Raw genomic sequence first — 25886 nt, 5'->3', positions numbered from 1 at the left:
TTAATTTTGGCGAACATTTTAAATTTTTTTTAACATAAATTTATGGAAGCAAACGTTGCTGAACATTCAGAAAAAAAGGAAACATGGAGCGGTGGTAGTGTAAAGCCATTTGGAGCTAGCTATGGTAAAATGATGATGTGGTTCTTTATCGTATCAGATGCACTAACCTTTTCCGGTTTTTTAGCTGCTTATGGATTAACTCGTTTTAAGTTTATTGACTCATGGCCTATTGCCGATGAAGTTTTTACTCACGTTCCGTTTATACATGGAGAATATCCGATGTATTATGTGGCTTTCATGACATTTATTCTGATCTTTTCTTCTGTGACAATGGTATTGGCTGTAGATGCTGGACATCATATGAAAAAGAAGAAGGTAGCTTGGTATATGCTAGCTACCATCATTGGAGGTTTAATCTTTGTAGGATCTCAAGCATGGGAGTGGAATACTTTTATTAAAGGATCTTACGGAGCTGTAAAAACTACTGACGGGAAAGTATTACAATTCGTAAAAGACGGACATCAAATAGCAATTGCCGATTTTGTGCATGGCGAAAGAGAAGACCATAGAGTACAACACACCAGGGAAAATGGATTATGGTTTGAATCTGAAGGAACCATCGCAACCTATTCAATAGATCAAATTGTAAAAGCATATAATGCAGATTCATCTGTTCAAATAAGAACAGAGTTTATCAATTTAGAAACAAAGAAAAAAACCATTTTGTCTAGAGAAGATGGAGCAGCTGAATTAGCAAAGACAAAATTGGTTGTAGAAGGAGCTAACTTAGAAGTGAACGAATATGGAAATACCATCTTTGCGGATTTCTTCTTCTTTATTACAGGATTTCACGGATTCCACGTTTTCTCAGGAATCGTAATTAATATTATCATTTTCTTTAATGTGATCTTAGGTACGTATGAGCGTAGAGGTCACTATGAAATGGTAGAAAAAGTAGGTTTATATTGGCACTTTGTAGATTTAGTTTGGGTATTTGTATTTACCTTCTTCTACTTAGTATAATTTTAAAATAAGAAAGATAACGATGGCAGCACACGCACACGAATCGAATGTAAAAAGAATATGGATAGTTTTTGGATTACTATCTGTTGTTACGATCATAGAAGTTTGGTTGGGTATTGTGAAACCAGACTCATTACACTTAGGAATCTTCTTAGGAACAAGCTGGTTAAACTGGATATTTATCATTTTAACCTTAGTAAAAGCGTATTATATTACCTGGACTTTCATGCATATGGAAGGAGAGAAAAAATGGTTTAGAAGAGCTGTAGTTTGGACTGCGGTATTCCTAATCATATACCTGGTAACACTGCTGCTAATCGAAGGAGATTATTTATACGAAACATTGGCGCCATTAGTACGATGGTAATCAAATTATAATAAGGTGGTTTTAACCACCTTTTTTTAGCTTTCATCATGAAAAAAATTTCGAAAAAAGGGGCAATTTTATTTGCACTATTTATTTTTCCATTGGCATTTTTTCTGCTACTATCTACGGGAATAAATAATTTTAATAAACTTCCTGTGGTTACTTCTAATGTTAAGAATGTGGTAAAGATAGATCCAAGCAGAACCCTAGAACTTAAAGGAAAGATCAGTATTGTATGTTTTTTAGGGTATGACGTTGATAAGGTAAAAGGAAGCTTTTTTAATTTAAATCAAAAAATATACAAGCCGTTCTATGGCTTTAAAGATTTTCAGATTGTAGCAATTTACCCTAAGGAAAGTCAATTGCAGGTCGATAAGTTAAAATCTGATCTTGGCGATTTTACTAATATGGTTAAGTGGAATTTTGTAGCTGCAAATGATGATCAGATAGATAGTCTGTACCAAAGCTTACAGACTACTTATTCGCTAGACCCTATGAAGTACTCTTCCAGAGCATTTATCATAGATAAGGACCTAAACTTAAGAGGAAGAAACGACGACGAAGATTTTGAGGACGGGATGTTATTTGGATACAATATGCAGTCTGTTGCCGAGTTAAATAATAAGATGAAAGATGATGTAAAGGTGGTGTTAGCAGAGTATAGATTAGCGTTAAAGAAGAACAAGAGAAACAGAAAAATTTGATCTTTTATGAAGAAAAAATATTCATATATCGGCGTTGTTTTTATCATCTTACTATTTGGAATCTATGCGGTTCCTAAGATCATTAGTACGTTAAATGATGGAGATGTGGTTAAGGAAGATCGATTGAACAAGGTTGAAAAGATTAGAAAATCGGATCCATCTGGATTATTTCAATTTGGTAAAGTGCCAGCATTTGAATTTGTAAATCAGCACGGAGAGACTGTGAATAATGAAACCTATGCTGATAAAGTATATGTGGTAGAATTTTTCTTTTCGACCTGTCCTACTATTTGCCCGATCATGAATCGAAAAATGGTCACTGTTCAAAATGAATTTGAGAAAGATGATGATTTCGGAATTGCCTCCATATCAATCACGCCAAATATAGACAGCCCTAAAGTGTTAAAAGAGTATGCTCAAAGAAACGGAATTACGCATAAGAACTGGCATTTACTAACAGGAAAATCAGATGATGTAGTGTACGACCTATCTAACAAAGGATTTAAATTGTATGTAGGAAAGGGAGAAGAAGAACATGGTGGATTTGAGCACTCGGGATTATTTGCATTGGTCGATAAGAACGGATATATCCGATCTAGAAAAGATGAACAAGGAAACCCAATATTGTATTACAGAGCGCTAAAAGAAAGTGGCTTCCCAGATCAAATAAAAGAATTAAAAGAAGATATTAAACTGTTGTTAAATGAGTAGCACAGAGAAAAGAGAAAAACAATATAAAAGAGGAATTACTATTTTATCCATATTAATTCCTGTGGTGGTTGCGGTACTATTTAGAGTTCGAATTCCGAATGTAGAGCCTTTATCATTTTTACCACCTATTTATGCCACGATTAATGGAATTACGGCGGTCCTTTTAATTCTAGCCATAGTTTTTATTAAAAAAGGAAATAGAAAATTACATGAAGTGTTCAATACAACAGCAATTGTGTGCTCAGTATTGTTTTTGGTCATGTATGTGGCTTATCATATGACATCAGATCCAACCGAATTTGGTGGTGAAGGAACAGTTAAATATGTCTATTACTTCATTCTGATCTCGCACATTTTACTGTCTATTGTGGTAATCCCATTTGTGCTGTTTACCTATATGAGAGCGAAACTTGGAAATTTTCCAAGCCATAAGAAAATAGCAAAGTTTACATTTCCACTATGGTTGTACGTTGCTATTACTGGAGTAATTGTATATATAATGATATCTCCATACTATGTTTAGATTCAGAACTGTTTTTTTAAGTCTATTGTTCCTTTTTATATTCACTAAGGATTCTTTTTCGCAATGTGCGATGTGTAAGGCAGTGGTAGAAAATGGAGATCAATCTATGGCCGAAGGAATTAATTCTGGGATTACCTATTTAATGGCTTTTCCTTATATTTTAATAGGTGTTCTCTTCTATTTTTTATACAAATATCACAAGAAGGCTAAAAATTAACATTTTAATAAGTGCCTATCCTTGTAACATATTTTAATTTTGCTCGTCTTAAAGGCGTATCGTTTTACGAAATGATATGAAATTTAATATCGATATAGAATCTAACCAACATGAAAAGAAAGTTTTTACTAATCGCATTACTAGCCGTAGTAAGTCTAGGATATTCACAAAAAAAATGGAGTTTAAGAGAGTGTGTAGACACTGCCTTGAATAAAAACATTACCGTTCAACAAAATAAGTTAAACCTTTTATTAGCAGAGAAAGATGTTGCTATTGCCAAAGGGAACTTTTTACCAAGCGTAAACGGTTCTTCTGGAGGGAACTTTAGATCAGGTTTATCGCAAGATGAAAATGGAGTTCTAAAAAACACGAATAACGTAAGTGCCAATTTTGGGATAAACGTAAACGGTACCATATTTAATGGGTACAGAAACCTAAATACCTATAAACAAGCTAAACTTGGTGTTGAGTCGAGTAAATTGACCTTAGCAAAAATCGAGAACGATATTTCACTATTCGTTGTCAATGGTTACTTGAATGTGCTGTTTGCTAAAGAGAATTTAGGTGTGGCAAAAGTGCAAGCTGAAATTAGCTCTAAACAAGTTGATGCGGCTAAGAGCAGATTTGAAGCCGGAGTTATTCCTAGAGGGGATTTGTTAAATGTAGAATCTACTGCTGCTAATGATGCTCAGAATGTGATTACACAAGAGAATATTTTGAACATCGCATTGTTGAATTTAGCACAGCTATTACAGGTTCCGTATGAAGGATTTGATGTTTTGGGAATTGAAGTTGGCTCTCCATCTGAAAGATTGCTATATGCGAATTCGAACATGGTATATGAAAAAGCACTGGAAACGCAACCTCAAATTAAGAATGCCGAACTAGGAATTAAAAATGCTGATTTATCTATCGAAATCTCTAAATCATTTTTGAAACCTACGGTTAGCTATAACTTAGGGTCAAGTACTTCTTATTTTAACCAATTGAATAACTTATTTCCAGGACAAACAAACGAAAGTTTCTTTGATCAGTTAAATAACAGGTTGCAACACGGAGTAGGGATTTCTGTAAACATTCCTATTTTTAATGGATTTCAAAATAAGAATAACGTAGCTAAATCAATTTTGAATAAGGATGCAGCACAGTTGGCATTAGACAGTGAAAAACTGAATTTACAGCAAACTATTGAACAAGCATATTTAGATACTAAGGCAGCCTCTAAAAGCTATGAAGCGGCAAAGATTTCTTTAGACTCACAAAGAGAGGCATTTAAAAACGCACAAGAAAGATATAATTTCGGAGCGATGTCATTATTTGATTTTGACTTGGTAAGAAATAGATTAGTAAGTGCTGAATCTACCTTAATTAGAGCGAAGTATGATTTTGTGTTCAAAACAAAAGTATTACAGTTCTACTATGGAGAATTGAATCTAAACTAATACTAAACAAAATATTATTTGAAAACCTCACAATACTGTGAGGTTTTTCTTTTTATATATCTTTGCTACCTATAAATTTTTTGCTTTGGCTATCATTTTAAATATAGAAACATCTACAAAGAATTGCTCTGTGAGTATTGCTGATAATGGCAAGATCATAGCTTTGAAGGAATTGGTAGATATGAAGTATTCTCATGCAGAGAAGTTACATCCGTTTATCTCGGAAGTAACGAAAGAAGCGAATATCGAGTTATCTCAGATCGATGCTGTGGCTGTAAGTAAAGGGCCCGGTTCTTATACTGGTTTGAGAATCGGCGTTTCTGCCGCTAAGGGATTAGCTTTCGCATTTAATATTCCTTTGATATCTGTGAACACGTTAAAATCTTTAGCCATGTCTATTCAGTTTGATACTGGGGTGGTTATTTCTATGCTAGATGCAAGAAGAATGGAAGTGTATTCGGCAGTTTTTGACGCAAGTTTTGAAGAAGTAAGAGCTATTGAAGCAGAAATTATAGATGAGAATTCATTTCAAGAATATTTGGAAGAAGGAAAAGTACATTTTTTAGGAGATGGAGCCCAGAAATGTAAAGAAATTATTACACATTCAAATGCGATTTTCATAGATGATAAATTCCCGTCTGCTAGAGAAATGGCAGCGTTATCGTATCATAAATATGAACAGAATGATATGGAAGATGTGGCATACTTCGAACCTTTTTACCTAAAGGATTTTATTGCGAATAAAGAAAAAAAGAAATTATAGCTTGAGTAAGATCAGTACCAAAGCAATAATGGCTGGTACCGCTTGTACATAAAAAAGACGAATCTTCTTTGTCGAATAAGCACCATATATACCCGCTATGATTACAAAGGACAAAAACAAGGTGCTTACATCAAGGTCTTTTTGAATAACAGAAATGATTAACCCAGCACTTAAAAAGCCATTATATAACCCTTGATTTGCAGCCAGTACTTTGGTTTCTTCAGCCAGCTCTTTACTTTTTAACCCAAAAATTTTGATGGTTTTAGGCTTCGTCCAAAGAAACATTTCCAATACCAAAAAATAAAAATGCTCTAATGCTACAAATAAAATAAGCCCAGTGATAAGATATTCCATAAAAATAAGATGTAATTTCTTTAAAGATAATCAAAATTGTTAATTTAATTTTTGAAACATTAGATTCTATGTTAGTACTGTGTTTAGACAAAGCGTCTGTAAGGTTACTTCTTTTTTAATGACCAAGCTCATCCTATGAAACTAAAGTCATTATTTATAACAATTAATATGTTTTTGTTTTTGAGTGTAGCTGCGCAAGAAACTAAAAAGTACTCATTCGGAGAAGGTGTTTTGAATCGTGTAAACAAGGATAGTACCTACGCAATAAAAATTGGTGCAAGGGCACAGTTTTTAACCGCATCCAGATGGACTTCTGCAAATAATACAACAAACCCAGTAACCTTTTTTTCAGTAAGGCGGGCACGATTAAAACTGGATGGTTTTGCCATTACTTCAAGATTACAATATAAATTGGAATTAGGCTTCACTGATAAAGACATTTCATTACCCCGAGAATTTACAAATGCTGTTTCCAGATATTTTTTTGATGCTGTGTTAAAATGGAATTTTAGCGGCAATTTTGTTTTATGGTTGGGGCAAGCAAAACTTCCTGGAAATAGAGAACGTGTAATTTCGTCAGGAGACCTGCAACAGGTCGATCGTTCATTACTTAACAGGGTGTTTAACGTTGACCGAGGTATTGGAATACAATTAAGGCATCATATTAATATCACAAAAGACTTTATCGTAAAAGAAATGTTTGCGATTTCTCAAGGCGAAGGAAGGGGTATCACAACTGGAAACCTAGGAGGTTATCAATATACTGCTCGTATAGAGGTTTTACCTATGGGGAATTTCGTAGAAAACGGAGATTATGTTGGAAGTGATTTAAATTTTGAAAGCACTCCTAAATTAGCTTTGGGAATAAGTTATGATTTAAATAATAATGCTGTTAAAAATAGAAGTAATTTAGGCGCCTATATGAAAAATGACGCAGGTTTTTTTGAAACAGATGTTTCAACCTTCTTTTTAGATGCCATGTTCAAATACAAAGGCTTTTCTTTTATGGGGGAATATGCCAGCAGAAGTGCTAATGATCCTATAGCAAAAAACTACGATGGAAGTTTAACAGGAGATATAGTACAGGTGGGTAATGGATTGAATTTACAAACAGGATATCTAGTATCTAAAACAGTAGAACTGTCGGGACGCTACACGAATATTTCTCTGGATAAGAATATTACAGGGAAAGGGTCGGAGAATCAATATACATTAGGTGTTTCTAAATATATAGCAGGACATAAATTAAAAGTACAAACCGATATAAGTTATTTGGATGCTCAAGAAAGTAATAATGAAATAATGTTTAGATTTCAAGTAGATATACATTTTTAAAATATAACATAAACATAACATGTCCCTTTATGAGGGGTTGTAAATTTGCAAAACTTATAAAAACCAAACGATGGGAGATCCATATATTTTAATGCTTGTCGCGTTAGCTGTATTAGCTATTGTAGACTTAGTAGTAGGTGTTAGTAATGATGCAGTTAATTTTTTAAACTCAGCCATCGGATCCAAAGCTATTTCTATAAGAAATATCATGATCATTGCCAGTGTGGGCGTGTTCTTCGGAGCGGTAACATCAAGTGGTATGATGGAAGTAGCTCGAAAGGGAATTTTTAACCCTAACATGTTTATGTTCCAAGACATTATGTTCATTTTTATGGCGGTAATGATCACAGATATTTTACTGTTAGACGTGTTTAACACGCTAGGGATGCCCACTTCTACAACCGTATCTATTGTCTTTGAATTATTAGGAGCAGCAGTCGCTATTTCATTGATAAAGATCTCTGCAAATGACAATGAAACTTTCAGTGCAATTTGGAATTACATCAATCATGAAACAGCGTCGAAGATTATCTTTGGAATCTTGCTTTCCGTCGTCGTGGCATTTTCAGTTGGGGCGATAGTACAATTTATTTCTAGATTGATCTACTCATTTAATTTTGAAAAAAGAGCGAGTTATGTAAGTGCAATTTTCGGTGGATTTGCCATTACAGCCATCACTTATTTTATCATTATAAAAGGGATGAAAGGAACACCTTTTTATAAAGATGTGAAGCATATAATTGAAAATAATACGCTACTAATCATTGCAGGAAGTTTTGCTTTTTGGACGTTGATTTCTCAACTGTTGATCAAAGTGTTTAAAGTGAATGTACTAAAACTAATTATTGGAGTTGGAACATTTTCTTTAGCAATGGCCTTTTCAGGAAATGATCTAGTAAACTTTATTGGAGTACCTATTGCTGCCTGGAATTCTTATGAAGCGTGGAGTGTTTCAGGAGTAGAAGCGAGTGGATTCTCCATGGAAATACTGGCGGAAAAGGTGCCTTCAAATGTATGGTTATTGTTGATCGCAGGAGGAATTATGGTGGTTACGTTATGGACCTCCAGTAAGGCGAGAAATGTTATTAAAACAGGAATAGACCTTTCTCGTCAGGGAGAAGGCCATGAGAAGTTTCAACCAAACCCATTATCAAGAGTGGTGGTAAGAGCAGCTATGGGAGTAAATGCAGGATTAAGTTATGTATTGCCAAAAAAGACGTTGGTATATGTAGATTCTAAATTTCAAAAACCAGTGATTGAACTACCAAAAGATAAAACCTATGAGATGCCTGCATTTGATTTGGTAAGAGCATCCGTAAACTTAATTGTGGCTGGGATATTAATATCGATTGCAACATCAATGAAATTACCATTATCTACAACCTACGTTACATTTATGGTCGCGATGGGTACATCTTTAGCAGATAGGGCTTGGGGAAGAGAAAGCGCCGTATATAGAGTTGCTGGAGTACTCAACGTTGTTGGAGGATGGTTCTTAACAGCGATTACGGCATTTATAGCTGCTGCTATTGTTGCCTATTTAATTAGCTGGCATATGTTTATGATTCCAGTGTTGTTAGGTCTTGTAGCTTTCTTAATAGTAAGGAACACATTAATTCATAGAAAGAAGTCCAAAGAAGTTAAAAAGCAACAATATATAGAAAGGGCAGAATTAATTACCATTAATGGGGTTATTGAGGAAAGCGCAGATCATATTGCTGAAGTGGCACAGCGTGTAAATAAATTGTACACAAATGTGGTGAATGATTTAGCGAATCATGATTTGAATAAGCTGCGTAAGACAGATAAGCACGTTGCTAAACTGAATGATGAAATAGATGATTTAAAGGATGGAGTTTTCTATTTTATTAAGTCTTTAGATGATACCTCCGTTCAGGCGAGTAGGTTTTACATACTAGTATTAGGATATTTACAAGATGTTGCACAATCTATTAGTTATATTTCTAGAGCGAGTTATAAGCATGTAAACAATAACCATAAGAATTTAAAGAAAGGGCAATTAAAGGACCTTAAAGAAATTGATAATCAATTAACAGACTTATTGGCAAAGATTAGTGCTGCTTTTGAGAATAGATCCTTTGACGACTTAAATGGAATATTAATAGAAAAGCATAAGCTATTAAAAGATGTTTCGGCTTCTATTGAAAAACAAGTGTCTCGAATTAGAACGGATGAGACAAGTCCAAAAAACACCACACTATACTTTAGTGTATTATTAGAAACGCAAGACTTGATTTCTGCACTGATGAATTTATTACAGATCTATGATGAGTTTCATATGAGTACCAAAGAAATAGAAGAGTAAAAAACATACAATACATAAAAAAAAGCCGAACGATATCGTTCGGCTTTTTTAGTATTTGAATCTAAGTTAGATTACATCTCTAAGGCTTTTTTAACATCGTTATCCATTAATAGCTCAGTTGGATTTTCTAGTGCTTCTTTTACGGCAACTAAGAATCCTACAGACTCTCTACCATCAATAATTCTATGGTCGTAAGACAATGCTACATACATGATCGGTTGAATCACAACTTCTCCGTCAACAGCCATGGGCCTGTTTACAATATTATGCATTCCTAAGATAGCACTTTGAGGAGGGTTGATAATAGGTGTAGATAACATAGAACCGAAAACGCCACCATTGGTAATGGTAAATGTTCCGCCTGTCATTTCATCCACAGTTATTTGACCGTCTCTTGCGCGTATCGCTAATCTCTTTACTTCGCTTTCTACTCCTCTAAAGGTTAGCTCTTCTGCATTTCTGATCACAGGAACCATTAATCCTTTAGGTCCAGAAACTGCGATAGAAATATCTTGGAAATCATAAGAGACTTTATAATCTCCGTCGATCATTGAGTTCACATCCGGATACATTTGTAAGGCTCTCACTACTGCTTTGGTAAAGAAACTCATAAAGCCTAACCCAACACCGTGCTTTGATTTAAAGTCTTCTTTATACTGAGCACGTAGATCAAAAATAGGCTGCATGTTTACTTCATTAAAAGTAGTTAACATCGCTGTTTCGTTCTTTACAGAAACCAAACGTTGTGCGACCTTTCTACGAAGCATAGATAGCTTTTTCGTAGTTGACCCACGATTTGCACCTTCTTGAGTAGATCCCATACTAGGAACTGCTTTAACAGCGTCTTCCTTGGTAATACGACCATCTTTACCCGTTCCTTGAATCGCAGTAGCATCCATCCCTTTTTCGGCTAAGATTTTCTTAGCGGCAGGAGAAGCACTACCCGTTGCATAAGTTTGCGTTGTTTCTTTAACAGGAGCAGCAACTGCTGGTGCTGCTTTCTCTTCCGTTTTAGCAACTGGAGCGGCACTTCCTTCAGGTTTTGCAGCATCCATATCAATTAAACAAACTACTGCGCCAACTTCAACAGCATCACCTTCTTCCGCTTTTAAAGTAATTACACCACTTTCTTCCGCAGGTAACTCAAGCGTCGCTTTGTCTGAATCTACTTCGGCAATAGGCTGATCTTTTTCTACATAATCTCCATCCTCAACAAGCCATGTTGCGATTTCTACTTCTGTAATAGATTCTCCCGGAGAGGGAACTTTCATTTCTAAAATCATGCGTTATAATTTTATCGAATATATTATTTATTGTCTTTATTATTTTTGAAAACGCTATCAATCACTTTTTGATGACGCTTTTTAAATCGTGTACTAGATCCGGCTGCAGGTACTGCGTAATATTTACGAGAAGCAACCTGTAATCTAACCAAGTCAAAACGCTCTAACATAAAACTCCATGCTCCCATATTCCTAGGCTCTTCTTGTGCCCATACATATTCGGTCACATTTGGATAGCGATCTATAACTTGTTGTAACTTTTCCAGATGTAGTGGGAACAATTGCTCTATTCTTACTAAAGCTACATCCTCTCTTTCTAACTTTTCACGTTCTGCAAGTAGATCGTAATAGAATTTACCCATACAGAATACCAACTTGGTTACATGCTGCGGGTTCAATGTATCATCGATCACTTCCTGGAATTCACCATTCGCTAACTCCTCTATAGTATTTACCGCTTTAGGATGACGCAACAAGCTCTTTGGCGTAAATACAATCAACGGCTTTCTAAAGTTACGTTTCATCTGACGACGTAATAAATGATAGAAGTTCGCAGGTGTAGAACAATTCGCAACCGTCATATTATCTTCAGCACATAACTGTAAATAACGTTCTATTCTTGCCGAAGAATGTTCCGAACCTTGTCCTTCATATCCATGCGGTAAGAGTACGACAATTCCATTTTGCATTTTCCATTTATCTTCTGCAGCAGAAATATATTGATCAAATACAATTTGAGCACCGTTAGAGAAATCACCAAATTGTGCCTCCCATATGGTTAGGGTATTTGGATTTGCCATGGCGTACCCATAGTCAAAACCTAGTACACCATATTCAGACAATAGCGAGTTGTAAATTCGCATTTGCCCTTTGTTGTTTGTATTTGTGTTTAATAAGTTGATACGTTCTTCCGAAACCTCATCTCTTAATATTGCATGACGATGAGAAAAGGTTCCTCTTTCTACATCTTGTCCTGAGATACGAACATCATACCCCTCTTCTAGTAAGGTGCCATAGGCTAAGGTTTCTGCCATTCCCCAGTCTAATTGGTTTGTTTCAAAAACCATTTTAGATCTACCCTGTAAGATTCGCTCAGCTTTACGCAAGAATTTTACGTTTTCTGGAACGGTTGATACCACCTTCGCAATATCTTTTAGTTTATTGATTTCATAACTAGTGTCTACTGGAAGTAACATCGCCTCTAATTGTTGTCGGATAAACCCTTTCCAGGTAGACTGCATGAATTCTTTTACCTTGGAAGTACTATCTTCTTTCGATTTATCGAACTCCGCATTCAGCATTTGTTTAAAATTATCCGTAATAGATTTTAAATAGGCTGCATCTATTGATCCTTCAGCGATTAATTTTTCTGCATAAATATCTTTTGGATTCGAATGCTTCGCAATCGCTTTATATAGTTTCGGTTGCGTAAAACGAGGTTCGTCTCCTTCGTTATGACCATATTTTCTATAGCCCAATAAGTCTATAAATATATCACGCTTAAATTTCATTCTAAACTCCAAAGCCATTTCCATAGCATGGCAAACCGCTTCGGCATCATCCGCATTTACATGCAATACCGGTGATAAGGTCACTTTAGCAACATCTGTACAATATGTACTTGAACGCGCATCTAGATAGTTAGTAGTAAATCCAATTTGATTATTGACAACAATATGAATCGTTCCACCAGTCTTATATCCATTCAACTGTGCCATTTGTGTGACTTCATATACAATTCCTTGGCCCGCAATAGCGGCATCTCCATGCACTAAGATCGGAAGGATCTTAGATTCATCTCCATTATATTTTCTGTCGATCTTAGCTCTCGTAATTCCCTCAGCAACTGCATCCACCGTTTCTAAGTGCGACGGATTGGGAACTAAGTTCATTTTTATCTCTTTACCATCTCTAAAGGTTTTACTCAAGGTCAATCCTAAATGGTATTTTACGTCTCCATCAATATTTTCATCTTCAAAATCTTTCCCTTCAAACTCACTAAACAGATCTCGAACAGGCTTTTTAAAGATATTTACCAAGGTGCTTAAACGACCTCTATGTGCCATTCCTAAGACGCATTCTTCTACACCATATTTTTCGGCAGCATCTCTTAGCGCTACACTAATTCCAGGAATCAATGCTTCACCACCTTCAAGAGAGAATCTCTTTTGCCCTACGTATTTAGTCTGTAAAAAACTTTCAAAAGTAACTGCCTGATTTAGTTTAGATAGAATGTATTTTTTAGCATCTAAAGAATAATTAGGGTGATTGTCATTCTCGTTCAAACGATTCTGCCACCACTTTAATTCTTCAGGATTTCTCAGATACATATATTCAACACCAATAGAGTCACAATAAATGCGCTCTACATGGTTGATGATCTCTTGTAATGTTTTTTTTCCAATACCTAGAATAGAACCTGCATTAAAAGGTGTGTTTAGATCCTCCTCACTCAATCCAAAATTGGCGATCTCCAATGTGGGAGCATACTTTCTTCTTTCTCGTACAGGATTTGTCTTCGTAAATAAATGACCTCGAGTTCTATATCCATTGATCAGGTCTATCACTAAAAATTCTTTACGAACTTCCTGAGGGATCTCGGCTGAAATTTCCTCATCAGAAAAAGTATAATTTTCATTGGCTAGATCATATCCTTGAAAAAAGCTTCTCCAACTAGGTTCAACGGAATCAGGATTTTGTAAATATTGGTCGTATAGATCGGCTATAAAGCCTGTGTGTGCTGCGTTTAAGAACGAAAACTTGTCCATAAAGAATAGTGTGCTTTGCGTATAAGCTTTTATAAAGTACAAAAATACAACATTTCAAAAAAACGGATACTTAAAAACGAGATTTTAAATGATGAAAAAGATTTTCTTTTTTTTAGAATTCTTTTGGCGTTTTTTCAAAAAGGTATATATTTGCACACGCTAAACCAAAATGGTTTCGTAAACTCCTCCTTAGCTCAGTTGGTTAGAGCATCTGACTGTTAATCAGAGGGTCCTTGGTTCGAGTCCAAGAGGGGGAGCAAAGAAGTTGTAAAACTTTACGTTCATTTACAGAAAATGACTGCGAAAGTAGCTCAGGGGTAGAGCATCACCTTGCCAAGGTGGGGGTCGCGGGTTCAAATCCCGTCTTTCGCTCTATTCTTTTAAAAGACCAATGCTGAAGTGGTGGAATTGGTAGACACGTTGGACTTAAAATCCAATGACCTGAAAGGTCGTGCGGGTTCAAGTCCCGCCTTCAGTACAAATGAAAAATCCGAGCAATTTTGTTCGGATTTTTTTATGGAAAATAAACGCAAATGTATTTGAAGGAGATTTTCCGTAAAAGAATTGCTCACTATGAGTGAGTGGTTTTTCTCAGCATGGCATCACGGGACTCACCGAAGGTAATTCCCGCCTTCAGTAAAAAAGCCGAAATCATATGATTTCGGCTTTTTTGTTTTATATGTATGAAAAGATGCTATCTACATCTTTTCATACATAGCTCTTAATTTTTCTCTGGTAATGGTTTGCTGCCAATCCTTACCTAAAGCATTTTCCCATAGAGGAACTAAGCTTAAAGAAACATCTATCATAATGTCAAATTCTTTATCCGTAAGATTTGCGCACAATCCTTTCGGAATATCAATGTTGTGCTTCTTTACCATTTGTTTAAACTCAGCGACCCCTTCCGGATAGAATTCTTCCAATTGATCAAAAACGATACAGTTTCCAATCCCGTGTTTGGTACCTAATAAATAAGACAGTCCATAACTCATTGCATGTGCAACACCTACTTGAGAGTACGCGATACTCATTCCTCCATGCCAAGAGGCCATCATCAATTTATCTTGCGCATCTTCATCCCGTGTCTCTTTTTCAAGGTATACCTCTCTACAAAGACCCAGAGATTTCTCGCCGTAGCTTTCGCTAAACGCATTCAAATACGTCCCAGTCAAAGATTCTATACAGTGAATATAACAATCCATGCCCGTATAAAACCATTGGTTCGTGGGTACGTCTTTGGTTAATTCAGGGTCTAATATTACCTGATCAAAAGGTGTATAATCAGAATTCATTCCTAACTTACGCTCGGGTCCAGTTAATACCGTTGTTCTGGAAACTTCAGCTCCAGTCCCTGAAATCGTAGGAATTCCTACATGATAGACTCCTTCATTCTTTACGAGATCCCAGCCTTGATAATCTGCAGAACTACCAGGATTTGTCAGCATCAAAGCAACGGCCTTCGCATAGTCTAGCATGGTGCCACCTCCAATACCTATAATTCCAGATGGAATTTCGTCAAATTCAGCTACGATATCATCTCTATAACCATCTACATAACTTGTTTTTGGCTCCTCTGAAGCACTTACATAAATGATCTTATCATTATGATGTAAAGGAATTCTGCTAATTAGCCAATCATTACCTTTAAAAACATCATCAACAATGTATATGAATGGCGCTTTTTCACTTTTTCTTTGGGGGGTTAGTATTTCATCTAATTGGTTAAAGCATCCTCTGCCAAATACGACACGAGGAACCATCGGGAAGTTTCTAAAGCTCATTTTTTGGGTTTATTGATTTAAGTATTCTTGGGCTTTGACAAGGTCTTCGGGTGTATCGATCTCGATACCCATAAAATCTGTTTCCACCATTTTTATTTTTTTTCCGTATTCTAAATATCGAATACATTCTATTTTTTCTGTTGCTTCTAATGAACGCATTGGTAGATTGTAAAAATCTAAGATTGCTTGTTTTCTAAAAGCATAGACTCCAATGTGTTCAAAATATCGTGCACCAGCATCTTTATCTCTTGGATAAGGTATCGGGGAACGAGAAAAATACAAGGCAAAATCGTTCTCATCCACTATCACTTTCACATAATTGGGATCCGTTATATCTTTCCAGTCTGTAATTTCTTGCATTAAAGAAGCCAAATCAATTTGGGTTGCATCTTCACCTTCAAATACGGCTAGTACTTTTTCTAAAGGTTCTTTTTTTACAAAAGGCTCATCACCTTGTACATTTACCACAATATCAACCTCTAAATCTTCAACAGCTTCTGCAATTCTATCCGAACCGCATTCATGCTCTTTAAGACTCATAATAGCCTTTCCTCCGTGCTCGTCAATAACATTTTTAATGATCTCACTATCGGTAACGACATACACTGCATCAAATAAATTAGTAGCGATAGTTGCTTCATAGGTTCTTACAATTACGGGTTTTCCTCCTAGATCGGCCATCAATTTACCGGGAAAACGAGTAGCTCCATATCGAGCTGGAATCATTGCAATGATTTTCATTGGTCTATTCTTATGTTATAAAACGGATCTGATCGCGGCAACCATTTTTCCTGCACGTTCTTGTACTTCAGCTTGGGTCCATGACAGTTTGATCAGGCAAGAAATATTTCTTGAGATAAAGTCATCTGACTGCGAAAAATCTGTTGTATTTAAATCCTGCATTCCATTTATAATTTGATCTGATAAAGGGAATAACGAAGTTTTTTCTTTTAAATGATGCCACTTTCGAATATAATGCCAATTATTTTCAAAATAGTTCCAATAAGCGTCTACACCATGCTCTTTAAATGCAACCACTACTTTGTCTGTTAATTCTTTTGTAGGCATGAAGAAAGATAAGAAGCCAGCGCTATCTCCATCTTCATCAGGGATTCGTCTAAAAGACACTTCTGGAATTGTTGCCAATGCATCTTTCAATATTTTCTTGTGCTTTCTTTGCAGTGAAACAAAATCCTCCAATCTTCGCACTTGTGCTAAACCAACCGCGGCATTCAATTCAGAAATCCTGAAATTATACCCTAAGAAAGGATGTGCTTCTGCACCTCTATCGTTTCCTATGTGATCGTGTCCATGATCTGTATAATGGTCTGCATTGACGGCAAGGTTTGGGTCGTTTGTGATCATCGCGCCACCTTCTCCGCAAGTAATCGTTTTTACATAATCAAAAGAAAAACAACCTGCATCACCAATAGTTCCTAGTTTTTTTCCTTTATAAGATCCGCCAATTGCCTGACATGCATCCTCTAATAAAATTAAGTTATGTGCATCACAAATAGCTTTTAAAGCATCTAGATCTGCCATGGAGCCACACATGTGAACAGGCATTACTACTTTTGTCTTTGGTGTGATCGCTGCTTCTACGGCCTTAGGGTCTAAGGTTAATGTATCGTCAATATCCACTAAAATGGGTGTGGCACCCGCAGCCAAAATAGACTCAAAACTTGCTACAAATGTAAATGTAGGCATGATCACTTCGTCACCAGCTCCAACTCCCAATACAGCCAAAGCTACATTTAGAGCTGTAGTACCACTACTCGTTAATTGAGCATGTTTAACTCCCAAAGTAGTCTGCAATTCTTGTTCCAGTTCTTTAGCTTTCCAGTGACCATTTCTGGCTCCATCAAAGCCGTAACGCATTAAGACACCGCTTTCAAGAACGTCATTTACTTCTTTGCGTTCTGCGTCTCCAAATAATTCAAATCCAGGCATTCGTTTAATTTTTAATAAGAATGCTCAAAGGTAAAAAATTAATCGGATGAAGAGAATATGTTTTCAAAGGATGTACGCTCCATTATTAGCAAATTTCCATGGAATTGTCTATACTTTGATCTGACGGTTGATCTGTTGATCCAGTGAAATAAAAGTCTCCGTTCGAGCTACTCCTTTGATGCGTTGGATATCGTGATTTAACAAGTGCATCAAATCAGTATTGTTCTTACATAGTATCTTGATAAAAATTGCCCAATTACCAGTGGTATAATGACTCTCTACAACTTCAGGAATATTCTTTAATCTTTTGATGGCCGAAGCATACATGCTGGCCGATTCTAAAAAGATGCCAACAAAGGCAGTGGTGGTATATCCCAATACTTTTGGGTCTAACATTAATTGCGAGCCAGCAATTAACTTAGAAACCTCTAATTTTCGGAGACGTTGATGAATCGCGGCCCCTGAAATACCAACTTCTCTAGCAATACTCAATATAGGCGTTCGTGCATCTTCAATCAGGCGATTGATAATAATCTTGTCTATACCGTCTATTTTAACTCCCATATGCTGCTTTATTTATTGTAAGTTATAAATATAAAAAAAACGAAGAATAAAAGGATATTCTTCGTTTTGATTATTTACTTTAACGTATTAAGTAGTTTATGATTTCATTTCAAAATCTTCCATAAACTTCGTTGTATAATTTCCTGCAATATAATCTGGATGATCCATTAGCTGTCTATGGAAAGGAATTGTTGTTTTAACTCCTTCAATTACGAACTCGTCTAAAGCTCTTCTCATCTTGTTAATGGATTCTTCTCTTGTTTGCGCTGTTACAATCAACTTAGCAATCATAGAATCGTAGTTTGGTGGAATCATATAACCAGAATACACATGCGTATCAATTCTTACTCCATGCCCTCCTGGCAGGTGTAATGTTGTGATTTTCCCGGGAGAAGGCCTAAACCCATTATGAGGATCCTCTGCATTGATTCTACATTCTATCGAATGTAATTTAGGCAAGTAATTCTTTCCTGAGATTGGAACTCCAGCAGCAACTAAGATTTGCTCTCTAATAAGGTCGTAATTAATTACCTCTTCTGTAATTGGATGTTCTACCTGAATTCTCGTATTCATTTCCATGAAATAGAAATTTCTGTGTTTGTCCACTAAGAATTCCACGGTACCAGCACCTTCGTATTTTATATATTCAGCAGCTTTTACTGCAGCTTCTCCCATATCGTTTCTCAACTTCTTGGTCATGAAAGGAGATGGAGTTTCTTCTGTTAATTTTTGGTGACGTCTTTGTACAGAGCAATCTCTTTCTGACAAGTGACAAGCTTTTCCAAAAGAATCTCCAACAACTTGGATTTCAATATGCCTAGGTTCTTCTATCAATTTCTCTAAATACATTCCGTCGTTTCCAAAAGCGGCCTTCGCTTCTTGACGTGCAGAATCCCAAGCGTCTTGTAAATCTTCTTGTTTCCAAACAGCACGCATTCCTTTACCACCACCACCAGCAGTTGCTTTTAGCATAACAGGATACCCTGCTTCATCAGCTAACTTTTGGCACTCTTCGAAATCTTTCATGATGCCCTCCGAACCTGGAATACAAGGAACGCCAGCAGCAATCATAGTTGCTTTTGCTGAAGCTTTATCTCCCATTCGATCGATCATCTCTCCAGTTGCACCAATAAACTTAATATCATGCTCATCACATAATTTAGAAAACTTCGCATTTTCAGAAAGAAATCCATAGCCTGGATGAATTGCATCTGCATTAGTGATCTCAGCAGCTGCAATAATATTGGACATTTTTAAATAGGATTCACTACTTGGGGCAGGGCCAATACATACAGCCTCATCGGCAAACTTTACATGTAAACTTTCTGCATCAGCTGTAGAGTATACAGCTACTGTTTTAATCCCCATTTCTTTACAAGTTCTAATTACTCGTAAAGCGATTTCACCTCTATTGGCAATCAATACTTTTTTAAACATAATTGTAGGTTTTACCTTTTACAATGTTGATTTAATATCAAAAATGTAAAAGAAAATTATGATGGATCTACTAAGAATAATGGTTGGTCAAATTCTACAGGAGAAGAATCGTCTACCAATACTTTAACAATCTTACCAGAAACTTCTGATTCGATCTCGTTAAATAACTTCATGGCTTCAATAATACATACAGTATCTCCAGCTTTGATATCGCTTCCTACTTCTACAAAAGAAGGTTTATCGGGAGAAGGTTTTCTGTATAATGTACCAATGATTGGTGATTTTATAGTGATATATTTAGAATCATCATCTGCAGGGGTTGGAGCTGCTGGTGTGTCTGCAACCGGTTGTGGAGCTGCTGCTACAGGTGCTGCTGCTATTGGTTGTTGAGGCATTGCCATCGGGGCAGCTTGTACAATCGTAGTTTCGCTAGTTGCAGAACCCGTTCTAATGGTGATTTTTACATCTTCCATCTCTAGTTTTACTTCACTAGCACCAGACTTTGCTACAAATTTAATAAGACTTTGAATTTCTTTAATATCCATGTTCTTGATTTTAAGTAATATTAGTTTTATGAGTTATATGCCCATTTTAGATAAATAGATCCCCAAGTGAATCCACCTCCAAATGCAGCAAAAATTAAATTGTCTCCTTTTTTTAATTGATCTTCATAATCTGCTAACAATAATGGTAATGTTGCAGATGTTGTATTTCCATACTTGTGAATATTCATCATCACCTTAGCAGGGTCTAAATCTATTCTGTTAGCCGTAGCTTCAATAATCCTTTTGTTCGCTTGATGCGGAACTAACCAGCTAATATCTTCTTTGTTTAGATTATTTCTGGTCAACATTCTTTCTGAAACATCTGCCATATTAGATACCGCAAATTTGAAAACTGTTTTTCCTTCTTGATGTACGAAGTGTTGTCTGTTTTTTACAGTTTCTTCGGACGGAGGTAAAATAGATCCACCAGCATCAATTTTTAAGAATTCTCTTCCTACACCATCACTCCTTAAATATTCGTCTTGCAAACCAAAACCTTCAGAATTTGGTTCAAAAAGAACAGCACCAGCCCCATCGCCAAAAATGATACAAGTAGCTCTGTCTGTATAATCAATAATAGAAGACATTTTATCTGCTCCTATTAATAGTACTTTTTTATATTTTCCAGACTCTACATATGCAGAAGCTGTGGACATTCCATATAAGAAACTTGAACATGCTGCTTGCAGATCAAAAGCAAAAGCATTGGTGGCTCCAATTTCTGAAGCCGTAAAAACCGCTGTAGAGGCAACTGGCATGTCAGGTGTTGCGGTTGCAACGATAACCATATCAATTTCTAAAGGGTCAATATTAGCCTTTTGAATAAGGTCTTTCGCAGCTGCAATAGCCATAAAAGAGGTTCCCTGGTTTGGGGTCTTTAAAATTCTACGCTCTTTAATTCCAGTTCTAGTAGTGATCCATTCATCGTTAGTATCAACTAAAGTTTCAAGTTCTTTATTGGTTAGCACGTACTCAGGAATATATTTTCCTACTGCCGTAATTGCTGCAGTTGACTTTGTCATAAGATTACCTTTTAGAAAGGTTTTTGTTGTTGTTTGTTTGCCATAAAAATGGGCAACTAAAATAGTAAAAAATAACTCCTTTTGTGAAAAAATGACACAAAAAGGTGCTTTTATGCTCAAAAACATAAAAAAACCCTCAAAAATGAGGGTTTTTAAATCTTTTTTAAATCAGGATTATGCTTCTGCAGCAGCAGATTCTAATACAACCTGACCTCTATAGTAAAGTTTACCTTCGTGCCAGTGTGCTCTATGGTATAAATGAGCTTCACCAGTTGTTGGGTCTACGGCTATTTGTTGAGCAGAAGCTTTATAATGAGTTCTTCTCTTATCCCTTCTAGTTTTAGAAATTTTTCTTTTAGGATGTGCCATTTTATGTCTTTTTTTCTGTTATTAAATTCTTTAATTTATCCCATCTAGGGTCTGTTTCTGTATCTTCTACAGTTTTTTCAGTTGTTATCTGAAGTTCATTTAATTTATCTAAAGCTACCGATTGCATGGTGCCATCCAATACTTTTGGATGAATTCTTTTTGAAGGAACTGACAACACAATGAGTTCATATATGTATTGTGCGATATTCAGTTGATACTCTTCATATGGAAGGATCAAAATATCTTCATTGTCATCGTTATACTCTGGACCAAACTTTACAACCAAATGAAGTGTTCCATCAATTTCTTGATCAAAAGAAACATTTGTAGTATCGCAAGGAACGTTCACAGTACCTTTTACATGCATGTCGATTTCTAGTAAAGTCGTCTTTTTAACAAAGTCTATCTTCACAGAAATAGCTGCATCAAAATATTCATCAAAATTAAATGCCTCAAAGAACGTATTGTCAATTTGATGTTCAAATAAATGACTCCCTAGTTTTAAACCTATAAAAGGAATATTAAAATCTTTCAAGTCTTTCATTATCAATGAATCAAATTGAGCGTGCAAAGATAAAAAAATGTTTTGATAATAAACTAATCTTTATAAAGAAAAAATCATTTTGTTTTTAGAACATTCTTGGTAATTTCTATATGGGCTGCTCGATTTTTATGGATTTTCAATGCAGTAAACAATGCTTCTTTAAATGAATCTGAATTGGCGATACCTTTTCCAGCGATATCGAAACCAGTTCCGTGATCGGGCGACGTTCTTATTTTACTTAATCCTGCAGTAAAGTTCACCCCTGCACCAAAAGAAAGCGCTTTAAAAGGAGCCAAGCCTTGATCATGATACATGGCTAATACACCATCAAACTGTTCATAGGTTTTCGAACCGAAGAAACCATCCGCGGCATATGGACCAAATACAAGTTTCCCAGTATCTCTGATTTTTTTAATCGTGGGAGCAATAATTTCTTTTTCTTCTTTTCCAATTAAACCATTATCACCGGAATGAGGATTTAGTCCTAAAACGGCAATCTTGGGTTTGCTAATACCAAAATCTTCCACTAAAGAGGTGTACATGATAGCCACTTTGTCTTCAATTAGTTCTGGGGTAATTGTAGACGCCACGTCCGATACTGGAATATGGCCAGTTAACAAGCCAACTCTAAGTTCCTCATTTAGCAAGATCATCAAACTTTTACCTTCCAAATGACTCTGCAGGTATTCAGTATGCCCAGGAAATGAGAAGTCGTCTGATTGAATAGTATCCTTATTTATTGGAGCCGTAAGTAATAGATCTATTTTATTGTTCTTTAATGCTTCAACGGCTTTGTCCAGTGATTTAAAAGCGTAGTTCCCTAATTCTTTTGAGGCAGTCCCTAGGTCAATTTTAAGTTCTTCATTCCAAACATTCAGTAAGTTTATTTTTCCATGAACTACTTTATCAATGGTGTTGATTCCGTGGATATGAGTTTGGATATCTAAAGTTTTCTTATGAAAAGAAACGGTTTTTGCAGATCCAAAGAGAACAGGAGTACAAAATTCAAGCATTCTTTTGTCGGCAAATGTTTTTAAAATCACCTCTATTCCGATTCCATTGATATCGCCAATGGAAATACCGACAATTATATTACTTGATGTATTCATATTGATACTATTGTATTATTCCTATTTTTGTACACGCAAAAGTAACTAATTTATAAGACATGTTTACTGGAATTATCGAATCTCTGGGAGTTGTAAAGAGTATTACTAAAGATCAAGAAAATGTTCATTTTACTATTGAAAGTGATATTACAAATGAGTTAAAGATTGATCAAAGTGTTGCACATAATGGTGTATGCTTAACGGTGGTCGATATTCAGAATCGTGATTATGTGGTTACTGCGATTAAAGAAACGCTAGTTAAGACTAATTTGCACTCGCTGAAAATTGACGATGTTGTTAATTTAGAAAGAGCAATGAAGTTAGGTGAGCGATTGGATGGTCATATTGTGCAAGGACATGTTGATACAACTGGTGTTTGTATTGGGAAAGAAGATGAAGAAGGTAGCACGTTATTTACTTTTACCTATTCTTCGCAGAATGATATAACAATAGAGAAAGGTTCTATTACAGTTAATGGTGTGAGTTTAACAGTGGTGAATTCCAAAAGGAGTGAGTTTAGTGTTGCAATTATTCCATATACATTAGAGCACACAATGTTCAAAAACCTTCAAATCGATGATTCGGTTAACCTTGAGTTTGATGTAATTGGGAAGTACGTAGCAAAATTATTTGCAAACAATCGCTAGGAACCTTTCTTAGAAACTCGAATTATTCCATAAAAAACTCCTGAAATCAATAAGAAAACAACACCGCCATCAATAGGTAATCCTGGAGGAGGAGGTGGTGGAATAGGAGGAGGGACTACTTGACCTTTTGCCGTAAGGGCAAAGGTTACAACTAGAATAATTGTAAGTAAGAGTCTTTTCTTCATTTTATATCCCCCCAGATTAAAATTATGAAATAGAATTAATGTATTATCAGTAAATATAAGCTAATATATGTACTGAAGCAAAAAAATGTGGACCCAGAAGGGCTCGAACCTTCGACCCCCTGATTATGAGTCAGGTGCTCTAACCAGCTGAGCTATGGGTCCTCAATAATTGAACGCAAATGTAAAAACTTTTTGAGAAAGTAACTTCTTTTTTTTAAAATACTTTTATTTCACTCGACCCATTAAATAATGCCCAAATTCTTTTAGCTGATTTTTAGCGGTTTCGCTAATATTAAGAGCGGTTAATGTATTAAAAGCTCTTTGTGTATAGTCATTAATAAGTGTTTGGATACTAGCAGGAATTCCATACTTTTCAAAAATTTGAGTGACTTCCGTAATTTTTACTGAGTTCTCTTCTAACTTTTGACGATAAAAATGGTGTAACCTTTCTTTGTCTTCTGGATTTGCCAGTTCTAAAGCCTTTAAATAAAGAAACGTCTTTTTGTTTTCAATGATATCACCACCTACTTGTTTTCCGAAAGTTTCGGGATCTCCAAAAGTGTCTAAGAAATCATCTTGTAGCTGAAATGCAATACCAAGATTTAGTCCAAAATCATAAATCAAATCGGCATTCTTATTGTCAGTTTTCGCAACAATCGCACCCATTTGAAGAGCAGCGGCTACTAAAACAGATGTTTTTAAACGAATCATGTTAAGGTACTCGTCTATGGTAACATCATTTCTTGTTTCAAAATCGATATCCAATTGCTGACCATCACAGACTTCTAACGCAGTTTTACTAAATAGCTTTGCTAGTTTTTGAAAAACTTCGGCTTCGTAGTTTTCGAAATACTGATAAGCGAGAATGAGCATCACATCGCCAGAAAGAATCCCAGTATTCAAATCCCATTTTTCATGCACGGTTTCTTTTCCTCTTCTTAATGGAGCATCATCCATAATGTCGTCATGAACCAAGGTGAAATTGTGAAAAACTTCAATAGCTAGAGCTGCAGGCATAGCTTTTTCAAAATCACCTGAAAAAATATCAGCTGCCATTAGGGTAAGGATTGGTCTAATTCTTTTCCCTCCTAATTGTAAAATATAATCTACGGGTGTATACAGGTTCTTTGGTTCTTTGACCCATTGCTTATCGTTTAAATAGTTTAAGAACTCTGTTTGATATTGTATGATATCCAATGCGTGTAAATTTTTTGTAAAAATAAGGCAATGAAACTTTTTTTAGAGGGATCAATGTTAAAAAAAGATTAAAACTTTGGAAACTTTTTTTGTTTCTAAAGTTTCCTTTCGTATTTTTGTCCTCGAAAATGAGAGAAAAAATATTACATAAAGCAGGAGAAATGTTCTTAAACTTAGGGTATAAGAGCGTTACGATGGACGATATAGCCTCAGAAATGGGAGTATCTAAAAAGACCATTTATAAGTATTTTGACAATAAATTGAGTCTTGTAGAAGAAGCAACAATTGCGATGCACGAATCTTGTTTAACCATGATTAACATGATTGTTGGCCAAGGACATAACACAATCAAGGAAAATTTTGAGGTGAAAAAAATGTTTAAAGAGATGTTTCAAACAGCCGATTCTTCTCCAGTTTATCAACTTAAAAAATATTATCCTCGGATTCACGAAAAAGTGATGAAAAAGGAGATGGTTGCTTTTTCTGCATGTATTCGGTCAAATTTGCAAAGAGGAATTGCGGAAGGGTATTACAGAAATGAAATTAATATTGAACTGTACATTCAGTTCTACTTCTCGTTGGTATTTAGTATTCATGAATCTACCGTAGAAAACTACAAAATACCAGAGTTAGAACGAGAAGCATTAGAGTACCATACGAGGGCAATTGCAACAGAGAAAGGAATTAAAGAACTAGAAAAACAACTACAGAGTTAAACAT

General features: G+C 35.7%; 27 protein-coding genes and 4 tRNA genes. 15 read left to right on the top strand and 16 right to left on the bottom strand.

What is annotated here, in order from left to right; genetic code table 11:
* The first annotated feature begins 42 nt into the window (after positions 1-42).
* From RQM59_RS09810 to tsaB, 8 genes are all read left to right on the top strand, one after another.
* Positions 43-1023 carry a cytochrome c oxidase subunit 3 gene (locus RQM59_RS09810; protein WP_349241930.1) on the top strand — a complete coding sequence of 327 codons (981 nt, stop codon included), beginning with the start codon at positions 43-45 and terminating at the stop codon, positions 1021-1023.
* A gap of 22 nt (positions 1024-1045) precedes the next feature.
* Positions 1046-1390 (top strand): cytochrome C oxidase subunit IV family protein, encoded by a 345-nt coding sequence (locus tag RQM59_RS09805; RefSeq protein WP_349241929.1) that lies wholly within the window; start codon positions 1046-1048, stop codon positions 1388-1390.
* Between the two features lie 47 nt (positions 1391-1437).
* The gene (locus RQM59_RS09800) at positions 1438-2094 is read left to right on the top strand and encodes a hypothetical protein (protein ID WP_349241928.1); all 657 of its coding nucleotides are present in this window, start codon (positions 1438-1440) and stop codon (positions 2092-2094) included.
* A 6-nt stretch (positions 2095-2100) separates the two neighbouring features.
* Positions 2101-2805, top strand: a complete 705-nt coding sequence (locus tag RQM59_RS09795; protein WP_349241927.1) for an SCO family protein — start codon at positions 2101-2103, stop codon at positions 2803-2805.
* Positions 2798-3328 carry a DUF420 domain-containing protein gene (locus RQM59_RS09790; protein WP_349241926.1) on the top strand — a complete coding sequence of 177 codons (531 nt, stop codon included), beginning with the start codon at positions 2798-2800 and terminating at the stop codon, positions 3326-3328. The genes RQM59_RS09795 and RQM59_RS09790 overlap by 8 nt, the downstream gene beginning before the upstream one ends.
* Positions 3321-3545, top strand: coding sequence for a hypothetical protein (locus RQM59_RS09785; protein WP_349241925.1), 225 nt, complete (start codon positions 3321-3323; stop codon positions 3543-3545). Before RQM59_RS09790 ends, RQM59_RS09785 begins: the two co-directional genes overlap by 8 nt.
* Positions 3546-3655: 110 nt before the next feature.
* Entirely contained in the window at positions 3656-4987 is a 1332-nt protein-coding gene (locus RQM59_RS09780) for a TolC family protein (RefSeq protein WP_349241924.1), read from the top strand.
* 85 nt (positions 4988-5072) lie between these two features.
* Entirely contained in the window at positions 5073-5750 is a 678-nt protein-coding gene (gene tsaB / locus RQM59_RS09775) for a tRNA (adenosine(37)-N6)-threonylcarbamoyltransferase complex dimerization subunit type 1 TsaB (RefSeq protein ID WP_349241923.1), read from the top strand.
* Here the strand turns inward: tsaB and RQM59_RS09770 are convergent.
* On the bottom strand, positions 5745-6104 hold the full coding sequence (locus RQM59_RS09770) for a DUF1304 domain-containing protein (protein ID WP_349241922.1): 360 nt from the start codon (positions 6102-6104) through the stop codon (positions 5745-5747). The two genes, tsaB and RQM59_RS09770, sit on opposite strands and share 6 nt — an antisense overlap.
* 135 nt (positions 6105-6239) lie before the next feature.
* On the opposite strand from RQM59_RS09770, the gene RQM59_RS09765 reads away from it, so the two are divergent.
* Entirely contained in the window at positions 6240-7439 is a 1200-nt protein-coding gene (locus RQM59_RS09765; protein ID WP_349241921.1) for a porin, read from the top strand.
* A 70-nt stretch (positions 7440-7509) separates the two neighbouring features.
* Positions 7510-9765 (top strand): inorganic phosphate transporter, encoded by a 2256-nt coding sequence (locus tag RQM59_RS09760; protein ID WP_349241920.1) that lies wholly within the window; start codon positions 7510-7512, stop codon positions 9763-9765.
* A 71-nt stretch (positions 9766-9836) separates the two neighbouring features.
* On the opposite strand, the gene odhB is transcribed toward RQM59_RS09760, so the two are convergent.
* Complete coding sequence (gene odhB, locus RQM59_RS09755) at positions 9837-11048, bottom strand: 2-oxoglutarate dehydrogenase complex dihydrolipoyllysine-residue succinyltransferase (RefSeq protein ID WP_349241919.1); 1212 nt, start codon at positions 11046-11048, stop codon at positions 9837-9839.
* Positions 11049-11071: 23 nt separating this feature from the next.
* Positions 11072-13816, bottom strand: a complete 2745-nt coding sequence (locus RQM59_RS09750; protein ID WP_349241918.1) for a 2-oxoglutarate dehydrogenase E1 component — start codon at positions 13814-13816, stop codon at positions 11072-11074.
* Between the two features lie 183 nt (positions 13817-13999).
* Here RQM59_RS09750 and RQM59_RS09745 point away from each other — a divergent pair.
* The 3 genes from RQM59_RS09745 to RQM59_RS09735 all read left to right on the top strand — a co-directional run bounded on the left by RQM59_RS09745 (position 14000) and on the right by RQM59_RS09735 (position 14294).
* A tRNA-Asn gene (locus RQM59_RS09745) sits at positions 14000-14073 on the top strand.
* A gap of 43 nt (positions 14074-14116) precedes the next feature.
* Positions 14117-14188 (top strand) — tRNA-Gly (locus RQM59_RS09740).
* Positions 14189-14209: 21 nt separating this feature from the next.
* Positions 14210-14294: transfer RNA gene (locus RQM59_RS09735), tRNA-Leu, on the top strand.
* 220 nt (positions 14295-14514) lie between these two features.
* On the opposite strand, the gene RQM59_RS09730 is transcribed toward RQM59_RS09735, so the two are convergent.
* The 10 genes from RQM59_RS09730 to pdxA all read right to left on the bottom strand — a co-directional run bounded on the left by RQM59_RS09730 (position 14515) and on the right by pdxA (position 23137).
* Positions 14515-15597: an iron-containing alcohol dehydrogenase family protein gene (locus RQM59_RS09730; protein ID WP_349241917.1), complete on the bottom strand. Its 1083-nt coding sequence runs from the start codon at positions 15595-15597 to the stop codon at positions 14515-14517.
* Between the two features lie 9 nt (positions 15598-15606).
* Positions 15607-16338 carry a 3-deoxy-manno-octulosonate cytidylyltransferase gene (gene kdsB / locus RQM59_RS09725; protein ID WP_349241916.1) on the bottom strand — a complete coding sequence of 244 codons (732 nt, stop codon included), beginning with the start codon at positions 16336-16338 and terminating at the stop codon, positions 15607-15609.
* A 15-nt stretch (positions 16339-16353) separates the two neighbouring features.
* On the bottom strand, positions 16354-17547 hold the full coding sequence (locus tag RQM59_RS09720) for a DegT/DnrJ/EryC1/StrS family aminotransferase (RefSeq protein WP_349241915.1): 1194 nt from the start codon (positions 17545-17547) through the stop codon (positions 16354-16356).
* Between the two features lie 108 nt (positions 17548-17655).
* Positions 17656-18111, bottom strand: coding sequence for an Lrp/AsnC ligand binding domain-containing protein (locus tag RQM59_RS09715; RefSeq protein ID WP_349241914.1), 456 nt, complete (start codon positions 18109-18111; stop codon positions 17656-17658).
* A 96-nt stretch (positions 18112-18207) separates the two neighbouring features.
* Positions 18208-19548, bottom strand: coding sequence for an acetyl-CoA carboxylase biotin carboxylase subunit (accC, locus tag RQM59_RS09710; RefSeq protein WP_349241913.1), 1341 nt, complete (start codon positions 19546-19548; stop codon positions 18208-18210).
* Positions 19549-19604: 56 nt separating this feature from the next.
* Complete coding sequence (accB, locus tag RQM59_RS09705; protein WP_349241912.1) at positions 19605-20093, bottom strand: acetyl-CoA carboxylase biotin carboxyl carrier protein; 489 nt, start codon at positions 20091-20093, stop codon at positions 19605-19607.
* Positions 20094-20119: 26 nt separating this feature from the next.
* The gene (locus RQM59_RS09700) at positions 20120-21115 is read right to left on the bottom strand and encodes a beta-ketoacyl-ACP synthase III (RefSeq protein WP_349241911.1); all 996 of its coding nucleotides are present in this window, start codon (positions 21113-21115) and stop codon (positions 20120-20122) included.
* A gap of 174 nt (positions 21116-21289) precedes the next feature.
* A complete protein-coding gene (gene rpmF, locus RQM59_RS09695; protein ID WP_349241910.1) occupies positions 21290-21484 on the bottom strand; it encodes a 50S ribosomal protein L32 in 195 nt (64 codons plus the stop codon).
* Position 21485: 1 nt separating this feature from the next.
* Positions 21486-22028, bottom strand: coding sequence for a YceD family protein (locus tag RQM59_RS09690; RefSeq protein ID WP_349241909.1), 543 nt, complete (start codon positions 22026-22028; stop codon positions 21486-21488).
* 74 nt (positions 22029-22102) lie between these two features.
* Positions 22103-23137 (bottom strand): 4-hydroxythreonine-4-phosphate dehydrogenase PdxA, encoded by a 1035-nt coding sequence (gene pdxA / locus RQM59_RS09685; RefSeq protein ID WP_349241908.1) that lies wholly within the window; start codon positions 23135-23137, stop codon positions 22103-22105.
* Positions 23138-23196: 59 nt separating this feature from the next.
* On the opposite strand from pdxA, the gene RQM59_RS09680 reads away from it, so the two are divergent.
* The gene (locus RQM59_RS09680) at positions 23197-23784 is read left to right on the top strand and encodes a riboflavin synthase (RefSeq protein WP_349241907.1); all 588 of its coding nucleotides are present in this window, start codon (positions 23197-23199) and stop codon (positions 23782-23784) included.
* On the opposite strand, the gene RQM59_RS09675 is transcribed toward RQM59_RS09680, so the two are convergent.
* From RQM59_RS09675 to RQM59_RS09665, 3 genes are all read right to left on the bottom strand, one after another.
* Complete coding sequence (locus RQM59_RS09675; protein WP_349241906.1) at positions 23781-23969, bottom strand: PID-CTERM protein-sorting domain-containing protein; 189 nt, start codon at positions 23967-23969, stop codon at positions 23781-23783. The two genes, RQM59_RS09680 and RQM59_RS09675, sit on opposite strands and share 4 nt — an antisense overlap.
* A gap of 88 nt (positions 23970-24057) precedes the next feature.
* A tRNA-Ile gene (locus tag RQM59_RS09670) sits at positions 24058-24131 on the bottom strand.
* A gap of 63 nt (positions 24132-24194) precedes the next feature.
* Positions 24195-25166, bottom strand: coding sequence for a polyprenyl synthetase family protein (locus RQM59_RS09665; RefSeq protein ID WP_349241905.1), 972 nt, complete (start codon positions 25164-25166; stop codon positions 24195-24197).
* 128 nt (positions 25167-25294) lie between these two features.
* Here RQM59_RS09665 and RQM59_RS09660 point away from each other — a divergent pair, with 128 nt between their 5' ends.
* Complete coding sequence (locus RQM59_RS09660) at positions 25295-25882, top strand: TetR/AcrR family transcriptional regulator (RefSeq protein ID WP_349241904.1); 588 nt, start codon at positions 25295-25297, stop codon at positions 25880-25882.
* Positions 25883-25886 lie beyond the last annotated feature (4 nt).

Origin of the sequence: Asprobacillus argus (genome assembly GCF_032248395.1) — a bacterium.
Lineage (GTDB): Bacteria > Bacteroidota > Bacteroidia > Flavobacteriales > Flavobacteriaceae > Polaribacter > Polaribacter argus.
The sequence above is the reverse complement of the archived record's forward strand: the minus strand, read 5'-3'. Positions and strand labels throughout refer to the sequence as shown.

What these genes read in the sequence shown, in the direction of transcription:
- RQM59_RS09810 (WP_349241930.1), top strand. Translation starts at nt 43, where the DNA reads ATGGAAGCAAACGTTGCTGAACATTCAGAAAAAAAGGAAACATGGAGC.
- RQM59_RS09805 (WP_349241929.1), top strand. Translation starts at nt 1,046, where the DNA reads ATGGCAGCACACGCACACGAATCGAATGTAAAAAGAATATGGATAGTT.
- RQM59_RS09800 (WP_349241928.1), top strand. Translation starts at nt 1,438, where the DNA reads ATGAAAAAAATTTCGAAAAAAGGGGCAATTTTATTTGCACTATTTATT.
- RQM59_RS09795 (WP_349241927.1), top strand. Translation starts at nt 2,101, where the DNA reads ATGAAGAAAAAATATTCATATATCGGCGTTGTTTTTATCATCTTACTA.
- RQM59_RS09790 (WP_349241926.1), top strand. Translation starts at nt 2,798, where the DNA reads ATGAGTAGCACAGAGAAAAGAGAAAAACAATATAAAAGAGGAATTACT.
- RQM59_RS09785 (WP_349241925.1), top strand. Translation starts at nt 3,321, where the DNA reads ATGTTTAGATTCAGAACTGTTTTTTTAAGTCTATTGTTCCTTTTTATA.
- RQM59_RS09780 (WP_349241924.1), top strand. Translation starts at nt 3,656, where the DNA reads ATGAAAAGAAAGTTTTTACTAATCGCATTACTAGCCGTAGTAAGTCTA.
- RQM59_RS09770 (WP_349241922.1), bottom strand. Translation starts at nt 6,104, where the DNA reads ATGGAATATCTTATCACTGGGCTTATTTTATTTGTAGCATTAGAGCAT.
- RQM59_RS09765 (WP_349241921.1), top strand. Translation starts at nt 6,240, where the DNA reads ATGAAACTAAAGTCATTATTTATAACAATTAATATGTTTTTGTTTTTG.
- RQM59_RS09760 (WP_349241920.1), top strand. Translation starts at nt 7,510, where the DNA reads ATGGGAGATCCATATATTTTAATGCTTGTCGCGTTAGCTGTATTAGCT.
- odhB (WP_349241919.1), bottom strand. Translation starts at nt 11,048, where the DNA reads ATGATTTTAGAAATGAAAGTTCCCTCTCCGGGAGAATCTATTACAGAA.
- RQM59_RS09750 (WP_349241918.1), bottom strand. Translation starts at nt 13,816, where the DNA reads ATGGACAAGTTTTCGTTCTTAAACGCAGCACACACAGGCTTTATAGCC.
- RQM59_RS09730 (WP_349241917.1), bottom strand. Translation starts at nt 15,597, where the DNA reads ATGAGCTTTAGAAACTTCCCGATGGTTCCTCGTGTCGTATTTGGCAGA.
- kdsB (WP_349241916.1), bottom strand. Translation starts at nt 16,338, where the DNA reads ATGAAAATCATTGCAATGATTCCAGCTCGATATGGAGCTACTCGTTTT.
- RQM59_RS09720 (WP_349241915.1), bottom strand. Translation starts at nt 17,547, where the DNA reads ATGCCTGGATTTGAATTATTTGGAGACGCAGAACGCAAAGAAGTAAAT.
- RQM59_RS09715 (WP_349241914.1), bottom strand. Translation starts at nt 18,111, where the DNA reads ATGGGAGTTAAAATAGACGGTATAGACAAGATTATTATCAATCGCCTG.
- accC (WP_349241913.1), bottom strand. Translation starts at nt 19,548, where the DNA reads ATGTTTAAAAAAGTATTGATTGCCAATAGAGGTGAAATCGCTTTACGA.
- accB (WP_349241912.1), bottom strand. Translation starts at nt 20,093, where the DNA reads ATGGATATTAAAGAAATTCAAAGTCTTATTAAATTTGTAGCAAAGTCT.
- RQM59_RS09700 (WP_349241911.1), bottom strand. Translation starts at nt 21,115, where the DNA reads ATGACAAAGTCAACTGCAGCAATTACGGCAGTAGGAAAATATATTCCT.
- rpmF (WP_349241910.1), bottom strand. Translation starts at nt 21,484, where the DNA reads ATGGCACATCCTAAAAGAAAAATTTCTAAAACTAGAAGGGATAAGAGA.
- RQM59_RS09690 (WP_349241909.1), bottom strand. Translation starts at nt 22,028, where the DNA reads ATGAAAGACTTGAAAGATTTTAATATTCCTTTTATAGGTTTAAAACTA.
- pdxA (WP_349241908.1), bottom strand. Translation starts at nt 23,137, where the DNA reads ATGAATACATCAAGTAATATAATTGTCGGTATTTCCATTGGCGATATC.
- RQM59_RS09680 (WP_349241907.1), top strand. Translation starts at nt 23,197, where the DNA reads ATGTTTACTGGAATTATCGAATCTCTGGGAGTTGTAAAGAGTATTACT.
- RQM59_RS09675 (WP_349241906.1), bottom strand. Translation starts at nt 23,969, where the DNA reads ATGAAGAAAAGACTCTTACTTACAATTATTCTAGTTGTAACCTTTGCC.
- RQM59_RS09660 (WP_349241904.1), top strand. Translation starts at nt 25,295, where the DNA reads ATGAGAGAAAAAATATTACATAAAGCAGGAGAAATGTTCTTAAACTTA.